Origin of the sequence: Pseudomonas sp. PA-6-3C (genome assembly GCF_021605825.1) — a bacterium.
GTDB lineage: Bacteria > Pseudomonadota > Gammaproteobacteria > Pseudomonadales > Pseudomonadaceae > Aquipseudomonas > Aquipseudomonas edaphica.
The window spans coordinates 58,636-73,640 of the sequence record NZ_WKDV01000038.1 but is presented as its reverse complement, the minus strand read 5'-3'; the positions used below and the strand labels follow the sequence as shown (position 1 = coordinate 73,640).

The following is a 15,005-nucleotide window of genomic DNA, read 5'->3' as shown; positions in this document are numbered from 1 at the left end:
CACACACCTTCTGAGGCCACCGTTTTTCTCCTGTGGCGAGCAGTCTTGTCCGGGTTTGGGCCGCGAGGCGCCCCAAGAAAAGGCACTGCATTTTTCCTGAAAGAACTCAGCGACTGGGTTTGGGGCTGCTTCGCGGCCCAACGCAGGACAAGCCTGCTCGCCACAACAGCCCACTGGCCACTAACCGGTTGTGTAGATACCTATGCCGCGATGAGGCAGGCCTTATCAACGCAAGACTGGCAGGCTGGTGGTGGACTTGATCTCCGATAAAGCCACGATCGAGTTCACCTCCTGAATCCCCGGCACCATCGACAGCTTCTCGAAGAAAAACCGCTCATACGCCTCGATGTCCGAGGTGACGATGCGCAGCAGAAAATCCACCGCACCCATCAGCACATAACACTCCAGCACTTCCGGAAACCCGCGAATCGCTTCGGTGAACTCGGTGAAGTTGGAACGGCCGTGGGCGTTGAGTTTGACCTCGGCAAAAATCTGCGTGTTAAGGCCGATCTTCTTGCGGTCCAGCAATGTGACCTGGCCGCGAATCACCCCTTCCTCCTTGAGCCGCTGGATACGCCGCCAGCACGGCGACTGGGACAGGCCCACCTGTTCGGCGATCTGAGCACTGGACAGCGAAGCATCCTCTTGCAGCAGCGCCAGGATACGGCGGTCGTAGGCGTCCAACTCACTGTGCATAAAAATACCTTTGAATGTGCTTATCCTGAATTGTTCTATTCAATAAATCGCAGATAGGGCCCATCTTAGATAAGAAATCTCCGCCCGCGAATGTAAAAATTTCTCCAGTCGAATTTGGAGAGTCAGCATGCACGCCGTCGAAACCACCCACACTCCCGCACGCGTCGACGCCTGGGCTGTCAACAGCGCCCATTGCCAGGCGCATTATCAGATCGTCGCCGAGGCCGAGCCGGACGTGCTGTGCCGGGTGCTCAACTATTTCGCTTTGCAGTTCCTGACCCCGCAACAGGTCAATGTGAGCCGTGAAGACGACCTGTTGAACATTGATATCGTCATGGACGGTTTGAGCTGGCACCGCGCCCAGGTGATCGGTGAAAAGATTAGAAACCTGATCAGCGTCTGCTCGCTGGAAGTGTGGCGAGCTGACTCTCTGCGGCCTGCAGCGATGACGGCGGCCAGCCTGTAAAAGCCGGCAATACTCATGGGAAGGTGGATGTTCGGGGGCAGGCTAGCCTGGGTTTACACCCGACGCCTGCCAGGAAATGCCCATGCCTACCGCCTTGCACACTCACCGCCTGGAACTGCATCAGTTGCTGCCGACGCTGGTCGAGCAAGGGCTGATAACCGCAGAGGTGGCACATTCACTGGCGGCGGCGCCCGCTACCCAACAACACCCTCTGGCATGCATCGCAGCCCACGGGCTGTGCCTGGAAACCTTGACGCAATGGCTGGCCACGCAGGTCGGGCAGCCTTATCTGCGTATCGACCCGCTCAAGATAGACGTGGCAACGGTAGTGCCATTGATGTCCCACGCCTTTGCACAGCGCCACGGGATCCTGGCGGTGGCCGTGGATGCGCAGACCGTCACCGTCGCCAGCGCCCAGCCCCATGTCCGCGACTGGGAAGCCGGGTTGGCACAGGTGCTCAAGCGCTCGATCAAGCGCGTGGTCGCCAACCCCAAGGCTATTGAGCGCTGCATCGGCGAGTTCTACCGCTTGGCCAAATCCGTCAGCGGCGCCGATCAAAAGGCGACGGTGGCCGGCAATGTCGAACTGCTCAGCCTCGGCGCCAGCGATCAGGAGCCGGATGCCAATGACGCGCATATCGTCACTATCGTCGACTGGCTGTTGCAGTACGCCTTTGGGCAGCGGGCCAGTGATATCCATGTCGAACCCTGTCGCGACCAAGGCCGCGTGCGTTTTCGCATCGACGGGCTGCTGCACGATGTGTATCAGTTTCCGCCTCAGGTCACGATGGCGGTGGTCAGCCGCCTCAAGAGCCTGGGTCGGATGAACGTCGCGGAAAAACGCAAACCCCAGGACGGCCGGGTCAAGACCAAAAGCCCGGCGGGCATAGAGGTGGAACTGCGCCTTTCGACTTTGCCAACAGCGTTTGGTGAAAAACTGGTGATGCGGATTTTCGACCCACAGGTGCTGCTGAAAAATTTTGACCAGCTTGGTTTGTCAGATGACGACCAACAACGCTGGCACGCCATGACCGGCCAGGCCAACGGCATCATCCTCGTCACCGGGCCAACCGGCTCCGGCAAGACCAGCACCCTCTACGCCACGCTCAAGCAACTGGCAACCCGCGAGGTCAACCTGTGCACGGTAGAGGACCCGATTGAAATGATTGAACCGGCCTTCAACCAGATGCAGGTGCAGCACAACATCGACCTGACCTTCGCCAGCGGCGTCCGCGCCCTGCTGCGCCAGGACCCGGACATCATCATGATCGGTGAGATCCGTGACCGGGAAACCGCAGAAATGGCGATTCAGGCCGCATTGACCGGGCATCTGGTGCTGTCGACGCTGCACACCAATGATGCGCCCAGCGCCATCAGCCGGTTGCAGGAGCTTGGCATTGCTCATTATTTGATCAAGGCTACCCTTATAGGGGTGATGGCGCAGCGTTTGGTGCGGCTTTTATGCCCTCACTGCAAACGCGCGGTGGGCGCGCCGGGCACCGCGCATGAAGCTGTCGGCTGTGCAGGATGCCGCGAAAGTGGTTATCGAGGCCGCGCCGGGCTCTACGAAATCATGCCGATGAGCGAGGCGCTCAAGGCGCTGATCACCCCAGGTGCCGACGTGCAGGCTCTACGCCGGGCCTCAGTGGAGCAAGGCATGCGCAGCCTGCGCATGGCTGGTATCGACAAAGTGAACGCCGGGCTGACCACCCTGGCAGAGGTATTACGGGTAACGCCTGGGGATTCAGAAACAAATGATTTGATTGTTCGCCCGTGAAACCGTCCTTATCCGTGACTGGGCCGTTACAATCGGCCACACGTCGCATCACTGACACCATCAGATAGGGAATCGCTATGCAGATCGGAACCGTACTGCTTCTTTTCGTGGGTTTGGCCGTTGCCATCCTGTTCATGGGCTTTAAAGTGGTGCCCCAGGGCTACCAGTGGACTGTCGAGCGTTTCGGCCGCTACACCAACACACTCAAGCCCGGCCTCAACATCATTATTCCGATCATGGACCGCATCGGTCGCAAGATAAACGTGATGGAAAGCGTGCTGGATATTCCACCGCAGGAAGTGATCACCGCCGACAACGCCACCGTGCAGATCGACGCCGTGTGCTTCTTCCAGGTGGTCAACACCGCCCAGGCCGCCTACGAGGTCAATAACCTCGAGCACGCCATCCGCAACCTGCTGCAAACCAACATCCGCACCGTGCTTGGCTCCATGGAGCTGGATGCCATGCTGAGCCAGCGTGACGGCATCAACGAAAAGCTGCTGCGTACCGTGGATGAAGCCACGGCGCCGTGGGGCATCAAGATCACCCGCATCGAGATCAAGGACATCAGCCCGCCTGCCGACCTGATGGCCGCCATGTCCGGCCAGATGAAAGCCGAGCGGATCAAGCGTGCGCAGATCCTGGAAGCCGAAGGCCTGCGGGCATCGGCGATCCTGACGGCCGAAGGTAAAAAACAGGCGCAAATCCTTGAGGCCGAGGGCAGTCGCCAGGCGGCTTTCCTGGAGTCCGAAGCCCGTGAGCGTCAGGCCGAGGCCGAAGCCCGTGCCACACAAGTGGTCTCCGAGGCCATCGCGTCGGGCAACGTGCAGGCGGTTAACTACTTCGTCGCGCAAAAATACATCGATGCCCTGGGCAAGCTGGCATCGGCCAACAACAGCAAAGTCATCCTGATGCCGCTGGAAGCCAGCCAGGTAATTGGCGCCGTCGGTGGCATCGGCGAAATCGTCAAGGCAACCTTCGACAACAAGAAAGGCTGAGGCAACTGCCATGTGGGAATTCCTGCAGCATCTGTCGTTCTGGGATTGGCTGGCACTGGGCACGGTGCTGTTGATTCTTGAAGTGTTCGGCGCCGGCGGTTACCTGCTGTGGATGGGCATCGCCGCTGCCGCTGTAGGCGTGATCAAGTTCGTGGTGCCGCCGCTGGGGTTGGAATGGCAACTGCTGCTGTTCGCCGTGCTGTCGATTTTGACCGCCGTCTATTGGTGGAAACGCCAACGCAGCAGCGCCAAGGTCAGCGACCAGCCGGGGCTGAACATGCGTGGCTCGGAGCTGGTTGGCCGCACGTTTGTGGTGCACCAGGCCATCGTCGATGGCCGGGGCAAGATAAAAGTCGGTGATGGCGTGTGGATGGCCACTGGCCCGGATACCCCGATAGGCGCTCAAGTACGTGTCATTGGTCAGGACGGCGTGGTTTTACAGGTCGAAACTGTTTAGTCAGTGATGGAACTCGACTGAGCTAACTACAATCAAACTGTTCAGATAACCCAGTCGGAGTCACCCATCATGCGTTTCAAATATGCTGTCGCAACCCTCGCTGTGCTTTCCCTTCCTGTCGGTTCAGCCATGGCCGACAGCTTTTGGCGTAATGTCATTTCATCGGGCGCTACTACCGGCTCGACGTACCTGACCTTCAAGGACCACAAGCTGGTGGTCGCCGCCCAAGACGACGCAGGCAGCTTTGTTGCCAGCGACGGCGGCATCCGCGGTCCATACCTGGAAGCCGCCATGCAGAAAGTCCGCGCTGACAACCCAGGCCTCAAGGCCACCGATATGGAATTGGCCAACGCTATCCTCGCGAAAAACGCTGTGACCGAGTAAAGCGCCCATAAAAAATGCCGCTCTTTGGGAGCGGCATTTTTTTGCTCGTAACATGACGATTCATTCACGTGTGACAGGCTATATTCAGTCGAACCGTGCAACCATGCGGTACTGATACGTTTATTACTCATCGCCTATCTGAAACGGATGCCTTCGTCGTTATGAGCCAACAGCCCTTTCTGCCGTTTTCCAAACCTACCATTGATGAAGCCACCATCTCGGCGGTCGGCGATGTACTGCGCTCGGGCTGGATCACCAGCGGGCCAAAAGTGCAGGCGTTCGAAGCACAGCTGTCGGAATACTTTGGCGGCCGGCCGGTGCGGACGTTCAACTCCGGCACCTGCACCATGGAAATTGCTCTGCGCATCGCCGGGATTGGCCCAGGGGACGAAGTCATCACCACGCCGATCTCCTGGGTCGCCACTGCCAACGTGATCCTGGAAGTCGGTGCCACGCCGGTATTTGCCGATATCGACCCGGTAACCCGCAATATCGACCTGGCCCAAGTAGAAGCTGCAATCACCCCACGTACCAAGGCGATCATTCCGGTGTACCTGGCGGGCCTGCCCCTGGACATGCCGATGCTGTATGCACTGGCCAACAAGTACAACCTGCGTATCGTCGAAGACGCCGCCCAGGCACTGGGTTCCAGCTGGGATGGCGAACGCATTGGCGCAACCGGCGACTTTGTATCCTTCAGCTTCCAGGCCAACAAGAACATCACCTCTTCCGAGGGCGGTTGCCTGGTATTGAACAATGCCGAAGAAGCCCGCCTGGCCGAGAAATATCGCTTGCAGGGCGTTACCCGCACGGGTTTCGATGGCCTGGACGTAGATGTGTTGGGCGGCAAGTTCAACATGACCGACATTGCCGCAGCCATCGGCCTGGGCCAGTTCGCTCATATCGAGAAGATCACTGCCCATCGCCAGAACCTGGCGCGCCACTACTTCAAATGCTTCGGCAGTGATTTCGAAGCGCAATACGGCGCACAACTGCCACCGGCAGACTTCGAAAACAGCAACTGGCACCTGTTCCAACTGGTATTGCCGGAGCGTCAGGATGGCAAGCCGGCACGCGCCACCTTCATGGAACAGATGCAGGCGCATGGCGTCGGCATTGGCTATCACTACCCGCCGATCCACCTGCTGAGCCTGTATCGGGCACAGGGTTTCAAGGAAGGCATGTTCCCGGTGTCGGAACGTGTTGGGCGTTTGATCGTGTCGTTGCCGATGTTCACGGCGATGACAGAGGCGGACGTAGAGCGGTCGGTTGCGGCGGTTAAAGCGGTATTGAAAGCGGGTTAAACAAAAAAGCGTTGGCTTGCAACAATCAATGTGGGAGCTGGCTTGCCTGCTCCCACATTGATTTGTGTCGTGTTTACTCGCCGATGGCAGCTTTGTAACCCGCAGCATCCAGCAGTTTTTCCAGATCGGCCGGGTTGCTTGGCTTGAGCTTGAAGATCCAGGCGCCGTAAGGGTCGGTGTTCAACAGCTCAGGGCTGCCACTCAGTTCCTCGTTGACGGCAATCACTTCGCCAGCAATCGGGGCGTAGATATCCGAAGCAGCCTTCACCGACTCAACCACGCCAGCCTGGCCTTCAGCTTCAAACTGGGCGCCAACTTCCGCCAGCTCAACAAACACCACATCACCCAACGCTTCCTGTGCATGGTCGGAAATCCCGACGGTCACAGTGCCGTCGGCTTCCAGACGGGCCCATTCGTGACTTTCGGCAAAACGCAGGTCAGCTGGGATATCGCTCATAATCTGTGTCCTCAAGAAGAAATGTCAGCGGCCTTTGGCCTGCCGGAAATAGTTAGATCAAGGTTTTGCCATGGCGTACGAAGGTCGGTTTGACCACTCGAACCGGGTACCACTTGCCGCGGATTTCCACTTCGGCCCGATCGGCGGTGGCCGTCGGTACGCGCGCCAGGGCAATGGATTTGCTCAGCGTAGGAGAGAAACTACCACTGGTGATCTCTCCTTCGCCAACATTGGCGATACGAACCACTTGGTGAGCGCGCAAAACCCCACGCTCCTCCAGTACCAGCCCGACCAATTTGTACTGCACACCCGCCGCCAGCTCTGCTTGCAGCGCGCTGCGACCAATGAAGTTGCGACCGGCAGGTTCCCAGGCAATGCTCCAGGCCATGTTAGCCGCCAAGGGCGAAACATCCTGGTGGATATCCTGACCATACAGGTTCATGCCGGCTTCCAGGCGCAGGGTATCGCGGGCGCCAAGACCAATGGGTGAAATACCCGCGCCGACCAGGTCGTTGAAAAAGCCTGGCGCCTGATCGGCAGGCAGGACTATTTCCAGGCCGTCTTCACCGGTATAGCCGGTACGGGCGATAAACCAGTCACCGTCGGCCTGGCCTTCAAAGGGCTTGAGTTGATGAATCAGGTTGCTGCGCGACTGGGTGACCAGTTCGGCGATTTTCTGCCGGGCATGGGGACCCTGAATGGCGAGCATGGCCAACTCGGGCCGCTCCTGCAGTTGCACCGAATAGTTGCCCAGTTGCGCCTGCATCCAGGCCATGTCCTGGTCGCGGGTGGCTGCGTTGACCACCAACCGGTAACCGGCTTCGGTGCGGTAGACGATCATGTCGTCCACCACGCCGCCCTGCTCATTGAGCATGGCGCTGTAGAGCGCACGGCCGCAGCCATGCAAACGATCGACATCATTGGCCAGCAGGTGCTGGAGCCATTCCTTGGCCTGAGGGCCGGTGACATCGATCACGGTCATATGAGATACATCGAACACCCCGCAGTCGCGTCGCACCTGATGGTGTTCTTCAACTTGCGAGCCGTAGTGCAGAGGCATATCCCAACCGCCAAAATCGACCATTTTCGCGCCGAGGGCGAGATGCAGGTCATACAGAGGCGTACGCTGTCCCATGGGTTTCTCCTTCCGGGCTTGGCGAAGGTGCGCGGAGCTGCTGTTTGCGCTGAACACCTTGAATTACAAGGCCTGCAGCCACGCCCAGCGACTCGCTCCGAAAGACGAAGCGCACCGAATGCCGCGCATTGTAGCCGCAAGCCGTAGGACTGGCACCTAACCGATTTGCCTCGCAGAGCGTCGGATCAAGCCGATGACCGGCAGTAACCCCACCAGTACGAGGGTCAGCGCCGGCAACGAGGCTCGCGCCCATTCGCCTTCACTGGTCATTTCAAAGATGCGAACCGCCAGGGTGTCCCAGCCAAATGGGCGCATCAGCAAAGTTGCGGGCATTTCCTTGAGCACATCGACGAACACCAGCAACGCTGCGCTCAACGTGCCCGGCAGCAATAACGGCAGATACACTTTGCAAAACAGTCGTGGCCCGCTTACCCCGAGACTGCGTGCCGCTTCCGGCAACGACGGGCGGATTCGCGCCAGGCTGTTTTCCAACGGCCCGTAGGCCACCGCCAGAAAGCGCACCAGATAGGCCAGCACCAGTGCCGACAGGCTGCCAAGCAGCAAGGGTTTGCCCGCGCCGCCGAGCCACCCCGAGAGCGGTACCACCAGCTCTCGGTCCAGGTAGCTGAATGCCAACATGATCGACACCGCCAGCACCGAACCCGGCAAGGCATAGCCGACGTTAGCCAGGCTGATACCAGAGCGAATCGCCCGTGTCGGCGCCAGCCGGTTGGCGAAGGCGAGTATCAACGCCACGCTGACCGTGATCAGCGCCGCGATACCGCCTAAGTAAAGGGTGTGAACGATCAGGCCGGTGTAGCGCTCATCCAGGTCGAAGCGGCCGCGCTGCAAGAACCAGGCGACCAGTTGCAGCATGGGGATGACAAAGGCGCAGGCGAACACCAACCCGCACCACGTGCTGGCCGCTGCCGCCTTGAACCCTCGCAAGTGATACAACGCCTGGCCCCGTGGCCGCTCGTTGCTTGGGCGGCTGGCACCGCGGGCTCGCCGTTCGCCGTACAGCACCAGCATCACCACCAGCAGCAACAGGCTGGCCAGTTGGGCAGCGCTGGAAAGACTGAAAAAGCCGTACCAGGTCTTGTAGATGCCGGTGGTGAAGGTGTCGAAATTGAACACCGAGACCGCGCCGAAATCCGCCAGGGTTTCCATCAAGGCCAGGGCCACGCCGGCACCAATCGCCGGCCGTGCCATGGGCAGCGCGACGCGCCAGAACGCTTGCCAGGGCGATTGCCCGAGCACACGTGCCGCCTCCATCAGCCCTTTGCCCTGGGCAAGAAACGCCGTGCGCGCCAGCAGGTAGACGTAGGGGTAGAACACCAGCACCAACACGATAATCACGCCGCTGGTGGAGCGCACGCGCGGCAGCCGCAGGCCGGTGCCGAACCATTCACGCAGCAGGCTTTGCACCGGGCCAGCGAAATCCAGCAGGCCGACAAACACAAAGGCCAGTACGTAGGCGGGAATGGCAAAAGGCAGCATCAAGGCCCAATCGAGCCAGCGCCGCCCAGGAAACTCGCAGAGGCTGGTCAACCAGGCCAGGCTCACGCCCAGCAGGGTCACGCCCACACCGACGCCCAGCACCAAAGTAAGGGTATTGCCCATCAAGCGCGGCATCTGGGTGTCCCACAGGTGCGACCAGATTTGCGCATCAATGCTTTGCCAGGACAGCAACAGCACACTCAGCGGCAACAGCACCAGGGCGGCGACGCTGAAGACCGGCAGGTACCAGCGGCGTTGGGCGGGGTGGGCCAAGGGCTAGCTCTCAGGTTGGTAAAAAATTCAAGGTGAACACAAAGCAATGTGGGAGCTGGCTTGCCTGCGATAGCAGCACCTCGGTGTGTCAGTTACACCTGGGTGATGCTATCGCAGGCAAGCCAGCTCCCACACAAGCCCGCTCCCACATTTAGTTCGGCGCTTGCCTGCAAATTGTAGTTAGTTCCAGCCGGCGCGATCCATCAGGCGGATAGCCTCAGCCTGGCGCTTGCCTGCCACTTCCACCGGCAAGGTGTCAGCCACAAACTTGCCCCAGGTCGCCACTTCTGCTGATGGCGGCACCGCCGGGTTGGCCGGGAACTCCTGGTTCACATCGGCAAAGATCTGCTGCGCCTCAGGCGTGGTCATCCACTCGACCAATGCCTTGGCCGCTTCCGGATGCGGCGCGTGCTTAGTCAGGCCAATGCCCGACAGGTTCACGTGCACGCCACGGTCGCCCTGGTTCGGCCAGAACAGTTTTACCGCCAGGTCTGGCTTCTGCTTGTGCAGGCGGCCGTAGTAGTAGGTGTTGACGATCCCCACGTCGCATTGCCCGGCGTTGATCGCCTCCAGCACCGCGATGTCGTCGGAGAACACGTCGGTGGACAGGTTGTTGACCCAGCCTTTGACGATTTCCTCGGTTTTGGCCGCGCCATGGGTTTCGATCAGGGTGGCGGTCAGCGACTGGTTGTAGACCTTCTTCGCCGTGCGCAGGCACAAGCGGCCTTCCCATTGCTTGTCGGCCAGGGCTTCGTAAGTGGTCAGGTCACCGGGTTTTACCCGGTCGGTGGAATAGGCGATGGTCCGTGCACGCAGGCTCAAGCCGGTCCAGGCGTGGTTAGAGGAGCGATATTGCAGCGGAATATTCTTGTCGATCACCGCCGAGGTGAACGGCTGCAGGATGCCCATTTGCTCAGCCTGCCAAAGGTTGCCGGCGTCCACGGTGAGCAACAGGTCAGCCGTGGCGTTCTCGCCTTCGGCATTGATGCGCTGCATCAGCGGGGCTTCCTTGTCGGTGATGAACTTCACCTGCACGCCGGTCTTTTTGGTGTAGGCATCGAACACCGGCTTGATCAGTTCGTCGATGCGCGAGGAGTAGACCACGACTTCGTCGGCTGCCTGCACGGTGGTGCTGCCGATAAGGGTGAGTGCCAGGGCAGTCAGGAGGCGCTTGGGTGCCAACATGGGTGCGGTCTCTCATTTGCAAAAAGAGGGCAAATGATAAGGACTCACATTTGGTAGCGCTTGGTGGAGGCGTTACGAGATGTTGCATGGCTGGGATTTGTGCTGGGGCCAATGGCCCCATCGCGGGCAAGCCCGGCTCCCAAAGGGTACTCAGGCGCCCTCAGGGTTTGGCCAGCTCCGGGAGGTCGCCGGTCAGGCCCAAGGCCTGGCGGACGAAGATGGCCTTGGCTTCGGGCATCTGGTCGACCATTTTCAGCCCGGCGTTGCGCAGCCAGCGTAATGGCAACTGGTCGGCCTGGAACAGGCGCTCAAACCCTTCCATAGCCGCCATCAGCGCAAGGTTATGCGGCATGCGCCGACGTTCGTAGCGGCTCAAAACTTTCACATCAGCCAGGCGCTCACCGCGTTCATTGGCTGCCAGCAGCACCTCGGCCAGCACCGCCGCATCGAGGAAACCCAGGTTTACGCCCTGCCCCGCCAACGGGTGGATCACGTGGGCCGCGTCGCCAATCAACGCCAGGCCTTCTGCCACGTAGCGTTTGGCGTGTCGTTGGCGCAATGGCACGCACACACGTGGATCGGCGCTGAGCACCGTGCCGAGCCGCCCTTCAAAGGCGCGCTCCAGCTCACGGCAGAAGTTTTCGTCGTCCAGCGCCATCAGGCGCTCGGATTCGGCCGGTGTGGTGGACCAGACGATCGAGCACCAGTCTTCCTGCCCCTCGCGCACCAATGGCAGAAACGCCAGCGGGCCAGTGTCGGTAAAGCGCTGCCACGCCGTGCGCTGGTGGGGCTGGCTGCTGCGAACGCTGGTGACAATGGCGTTATGCAAGTAATCCCACTCGCGGGTCGCAGTGCCGGTCAGGCGGCGTACGGCGGAGTTGGCGCCATCGGCGGCGACCACCAGCGGTGCACGCAATGTGCGGCCGTCGGCAAGGGTCAGCAGCCAGTCATCGCCGGAGCGGCGCATCTGTTCCAGGCGGGCGTTGGCCAGCAGGCCCAGGTCGCAGTCATGCAGGCGGTCGAGCAGAGCGTCCTGAACCACGCGGTTCTCGACGATATGCCCGAGCACTTCGGCGTGCACACTGGCCGCCGAGAAGTGGATCTGCCCGGTGCCGCTGCCGTCCCACACTTGCATCTCGCCATAAGGGCTGGCGCGCCGCGATACAATGCCATCCCACACGCCGAGGCGCTCAAGGATGCGCTGGCTCGCGGCCGACAAGGCGCTCACCCGTGGCTCGAAGGCAGCCTCACGGTCAAATGGCTTGACGCTCAGCGGGCTGCCGTCGAGCAGCAGCACCTGCAGGCCACTGCCCTGCAACGCGAGCGCCAGGGCGCTTCCGACCATTCCGGCCCCGACAATCAGCACATCTGCGCGCATGTCCATGCTTTAAGCCTGCTTTGCTGGCGGCTTGCGCCGCACGTAAAGGGTTTTGTCGACCCGCGCCACCAGGGTGCCGGAGCCGTCATGAATCTCGACCTTGAGGTGGGGCAGGTACTTCTCGCCACCTTCGGTTTGCCGGCGAATCTCGTCCAGCAAGGCGTCGTCGATGGAGAACTCGGCGTACACCGGGCCTTTGCCCGGCGACACAAAGTCGATGCTCGCGGCCTTGTCCCACACGATGTAGTCGCGGCCCAGGTTCTCCATCAACAGCAACATGTAGAACGGGTCAACCATCGAATACAGGCTGCCGCCAAATTGCGTGCCGACGTAATTACGGTTGTACCAGCCCAAGCCCATGCGCACTTTGACATGACGAAAGTCAGCGCTCATGTGCTGCACGCTTATCCCCGCCCCGAGATACGGCGGATAAAGGGTCATGACCCAACGCAACAGCCGCGCTTTACCCAAACGTTGGATCAACCACTTACGCATCGGGGCGCGTACCCAAGCCCATGGCCTGACGGGCGAACCAGCGTTTGGCCGGCGGTAGCAGGTCCAGGCCAAGCAGGCCCATGTTGCGGCCCAAAGCCACTAACGGCTGGGCACTGCCAAACAGGCGTGTGACTTGATCGGAGAAACCCACCGTGAGTTTCTGGTCCAGATGCTGGCTTTCGCGATAGCGCTGCAAGGTCGCCAAGTCGCCCGGCACCGCCGGCCCGGCCAGCAAGGCTTCGGCCAAGGCATTGGCATCGCGCAGGGACAGGTTGAACCCCTGCCCGGCTATCGGGTGCAGGCTGTGGGCGGCATTGCCGAGGATCGCCAGGTGCGAGCGCACTTGTTCTTCGGCTTCCACCAGCGTCAGCGGGTACAGGTGCCGTGCGCCGACTTGCTTGAGGGTGCCCAGGCGATAGCCGAACACGCCCTGCAGTTCGCTCAAGAAACTGCGCTCATCGAGGCTGGCCAAACGCTGGGCGTCCATGCCGATGCGTGTCCACACCAGCGCGCAGCGGTTGTCCGGCAACGGCAACAGGGCCATCGGGCCTTCATCGGTAAAACGCTCGAAGGCCTCGCCGTTGTGGGCTTCGCTTGGGGTGATGTTGGCGATCAGCGCGCTCTGGTTGTAAGGGCGGGTTTTCACGCCAATACCTAACTGCTCGCGCAAACCGGAGCGGCCGCCATCGGCCAATACCGCCAGGTCGCAGTCCAGCACGGTTTCATCGTTGAGGGTCAGGCGATAGCCGTCGGGCAGCGGCTCCATACGTGTGACTTCCGCCGGGCAGCGCCAGCTCACCACCTCTTTGTCCAGGCCTTGCCACAGGCACTGTCCGAGCCAGGCGTTTTCCACCACATAGCCGAGGGCCGGCACGCCCTCCTCCATGGCGGACAAGCGCGCAGTGGAGAAACGCCCACGGTCAGACACGTGGATCTGCTTGATCGGCTCGGCGCGGCGGGAGATGTCCTGCCACACACCCAGGCGCTGATAGATCTGACGGGCACCGTAAGACAACGCCGAAGAACGTGCATCGTAGCTCGGTTGGTAAGTGTCGCCTGGGGCAAATGGCTCGATCAGCACGATCTTCCAACCCCGCGCCTTGGCGCCGGCCTGCAAGGCCAACGCCAGGCTGGCACCCACCAGGCCACCACCGATAATCGCCAGGTTGACCCGGCTCATCGGGCAGCCGCCATCAGCGCTTCGATCTCAGCGACAGTTTTAGGCACACCACCGGTCAGAATTTCACAGCCTTGCTTGGTCACTACCACGTCATCCTCGATGCGTACGCCAATGCCACGCCATTTCTTTGCCACGTTCTGGTTGTCCGGCGAAATATAAATCCCCGGCTCCACGGTCAAGGCCATGCCCACTTCCAGCACTCGCCATTCACCGCCCACTTTGTATTCGCCCACATCGTGCACATCCATGCCCAGCCAGTGGCCGGCGCGGTGCATATAAAAGGCACGGTAGGCTTCGCTGGCGATCAACTCGTCGACGTTACCTTGCAACAGCCCCAACCTCACCAGCCCGGCGGTGATGACCTGCACGGTCGCCTCGTGGGCCTGGTTCCAATGTTTGTTCGGCGCAATCTGGGCGAAGGCGGCTTCCTGGGAGGCCAGCACAATCTCGTAGATCGCCTTTTGTTCTGGCGAAAACTTGCCGCTGACCGGCCACGTGCGCGTGATATCGCTGGCGTAGCAGTCGATCTCGCAACCGGCGTCGATCAACACCAGGTCGCCGTCCTTGAGCAGCGCGTCATTCTGCTGGTAGTGCAGGATGCAGCTGTTGCGCCCGGCGGCGACGATGGAGCCATAGGCCGGCATCTTCGCGCCGCCCTTGCGGAACTCGTAATCCAGCTCGGCTTCGAGGCTGAACTCATACAACCCCGCGCGGCTGGCCTGCATCGCCTTGACGTGGGCCGCACAGGAAATTCGCGCAGCCTCGCGCATCACCTTCACTTCTGCCGCCGATTTATACAGGCGCATGTCGTGGAGCAGATGATCCAGGGCAACAAATTCGTTCGGCGGCTGGGCGCCCAGGTGCGCCTTGGAACGGATCACGTTGATCCACTCCATCAGATGCCGGTCGAATTCGGCGTTGCTGCCCATGGCCGAATACACCCGGTCGCGGCCTTCGATCAGGCCGGGCAGGATGTCGTCGATATCGGTGATGGGGAACGCATCGTCAGCACCAAAGTCGCGAATGGCGCCTTCGGTGCCGGCGCGCAGGCCGTCCCACAGTTCGCGTTCGACGTTGCGCTCGCGGCAGAACAGCACGTACTCGCCATGCTGGCGACCGGGCATCAGCACGATCACAGCTTCAGGTTCAGGGAAGCCGCTCAGGTACTGGAAGTCGCTGTCCTGGCGGTAGACGTGCTCGACATCACGGTTGCGGATGGCCACGGCGGCGGCCGGCAGGATCGCGATGCTGTTGGGTTCCATCTGCGCCATGAGCGCCTTGCGGCGACGGGTGTATTCCGCTTTCGGGATATGGATCATG

Annotated in this window: 15 protein-coding genes; 6 read left to right on the top strand and 9 right to left on the bottom strand. The window is 60.9% G+C overall.

Annotated features, from left to right (window positions below):
• Nucleotides 1–225: 225 nt before the first annotated feature.
• Nucleotides 226–696, bottom strand: coding sequence for an Lrp/AsnC family transcriptional regulator (locus tag GIW48_RS22665; protein ID WP_003195279.1), 471 nt, complete (start codon nucleotides 694–696; stop codon nucleotides 226–228).
• A 127-nt stretch (nucleotides 697–823) separates the two neighbouring features.
• On the opposite strand from GIW48_RS22665, the gene GIW48_RS22660 reads away from it, so the two are divergent.
• The 6 genes from GIW48_RS22660 to GIW48_RS22635 all read left to right on the top strand — a co-directional run bounded on the left by GIW48_RS22660 (nucleotide 824) and on the right by GIW48_RS22635 (nucleotide 6,082).
• The gene (locus GIW48_RS22660) at nucleotides 824–1,162 is read left to right on the top strand and encodes a hypothetical protein (RefSeq protein ID WP_017135282.1); all 339 of its coding nucleotides are present in this window, start codon (nucleotides 824–826) and stop codon (nucleotides 1,160–1,162) included.
• Between the two features lie 82 nt (nucleotides 1,163–1,244).
• Nucleotides 1,245–2,939, top strand: coding sequence for a GspE/PulE family protein (locus GIW48_RS22655; RefSeq protein WP_236460848.1), 1,695 nt, complete (start codon nucleotides 1,245–1,247; stop codon nucleotides 2,937–2,939).
• 77 nt (nucleotides 2,940–3,016) lie between these two features.
• Nucleotides 3,017–3,937: an SPFH domain-containing protein gene (locus GIW48_RS22650; RefSeq protein WP_017135280.1), complete on the top strand. Its 921-nt coding sequence runs from the start codon at nucleotides 3,017–3,019 to the stop codon at nucleotides 3,935–3,937.
• A 10-nt stretch (nucleotides 3,938–3,947) separates the two neighbouring features.
• The gene (locus GIW48_RS22645; RefSeq protein ID WP_017135279.1) at nucleotides 3,948–4,394 is read left to right on the top strand and encodes an NfeD family protein; all 447 of its coding nucleotides are present in this window, start codon (nucleotides 3,948–3,950) and stop codon (nucleotides 4,392–4,394) included.
• Nucleotides 4,395–4,463: 69 nt separating this feature from the next.
• Entirely contained in the window at nucleotides 4,464–4,778 is a 315-nt protein-coding gene (locus tag GIW48_RS22640) for a DUF2388 domain-containing protein (protein WP_017135278.1), read from the top strand.
• Nucleotides 4,779–4,939: 161 nt separating this feature from the next.
• Nucleotides 4,940–6,082: a DegT/DnrJ/EryC1/StrS family aminotransferase gene (locus tag GIW48_RS22635; protein ID WP_056860748.1), complete on the top strand. Its 1,143-nt coding sequence runs from the start codon at nucleotides 4,940–4,942 to the stop codon at nucleotides 6,080–6,082.
• A 73-nt stretch (nucleotides 6,083–6,155) separates the two neighbouring features.
• Here GIW48_RS22635 and gcvH read toward each other — a convergent pair whose 3' ends face one another.
• The 8 genes from gcvH to pepP all read right to left on the bottom strand — a co-directional run bounded on the left by gcvH (nucleotide 6,156) and on the right by pepP (nucleotide 15,004).
• Nucleotides 6,156–6,539: a glycine cleavage system protein GcvH gene (gene gcvH / locus GIW48_RS22630; RefSeq protein WP_017135276.1), complete on the bottom strand. Its 384-nt coding sequence runs from the start codon at nucleotides 6,537–6,539 to the stop codon at nucleotides 6,156–6,158.
• Nucleotides 6,540–6,591: 52 nt separating this feature from the next.
• Nucleotides 6,592–7,674 (bottom strand): glycine cleavage system aminomethyltransferase GcvT, encoded by a 1,083-nt coding sequence (gene gcvT / locus GIW48_RS22625; RefSeq protein WP_099550298.1) that lies wholly within the window; start codon nucleotides 7,672–7,674, stop codon nucleotides 6,592–6,594.
• A gap of 156 nt (nucleotides 7,675–7,830) precedes the next feature.
• Nucleotides 7,831–9,447 (bottom strand): ABC transporter permease, encoded by a 1,617-nt coding sequence (locus GIW48_RS22620; protein ID WP_236460849.1) that lies wholly within the window; start codon nucleotides 9,445–9,447, stop codon nucleotides 7,831–7,833.
• Nucleotides 9,448–9,627: 180 nt separating this feature from the next.
• The gene (locus GIW48_RS22615; protein WP_169987995.1) at nucleotides 9,628–10,632 is read right to left on the bottom strand and encodes an extracellular solute-binding protein; all 1,005 of its coding nucleotides are present in this window, start codon (nucleotides 10,630–10,632) and stop codon (nucleotides 9,628–9,630) included.
• Nucleotides 10,633–10,792: 160 nt separating this feature from the next.
• Nucleotides 10,793–12,010: a 2-octaprenyl-3-methyl-6-methoxy-1,4-benzoquinol hydroxylase gene (locus tag GIW48_RS22610; protein WP_170037053.1), complete on the bottom strand. Its 1,218-nt coding sequence runs from the start codon at nucleotides 12,008–12,010 to the stop codon at nucleotides 10,793–10,795.
• Between the two features lie 9 nt (nucleotides 12,011–12,019).
• Nucleotides 12,020–12,505, bottom strand: coding sequence for a DUF4442 domain-containing protein (locus GIW48_RS22605; protein WP_017135271.1), 486 nt, complete (start codon nucleotides 12,503–12,505; stop codon nucleotides 12,020–12,022).
• Complete coding sequence (ubiH, locus tag GIW48_RS22600; RefSeq protein ID WP_058421185.1) at nucleotides 12,498–13,685, bottom strand: 2-octaprenyl-6-methoxyphenyl hydroxylase; 1,188 nt, start codon at nucleotides 13,683–13,685, stop codon at nucleotides 12,498–12,500. Before ubiH ends, GIW48_RS22605 begins: the two co-directional genes overlap by 8 nt.
• Nucleotides 13,682–15,004: a Xaa-Pro aminopeptidase gene (pepP, locus tag GIW48_RS22595; RefSeq protein WP_170036752.1), complete on the bottom strand. Its 1,323-nt coding sequence runs from the start codon at nucleotides 15,002–15,004 to the stop codon at nucleotides 13,682–13,684. The genes ubiH and pepP overlap by 4 nt, the downstream gene beginning before the upstream one ends.
• Nucleotide 15,005: the final 1 nt, after the last annotated feature.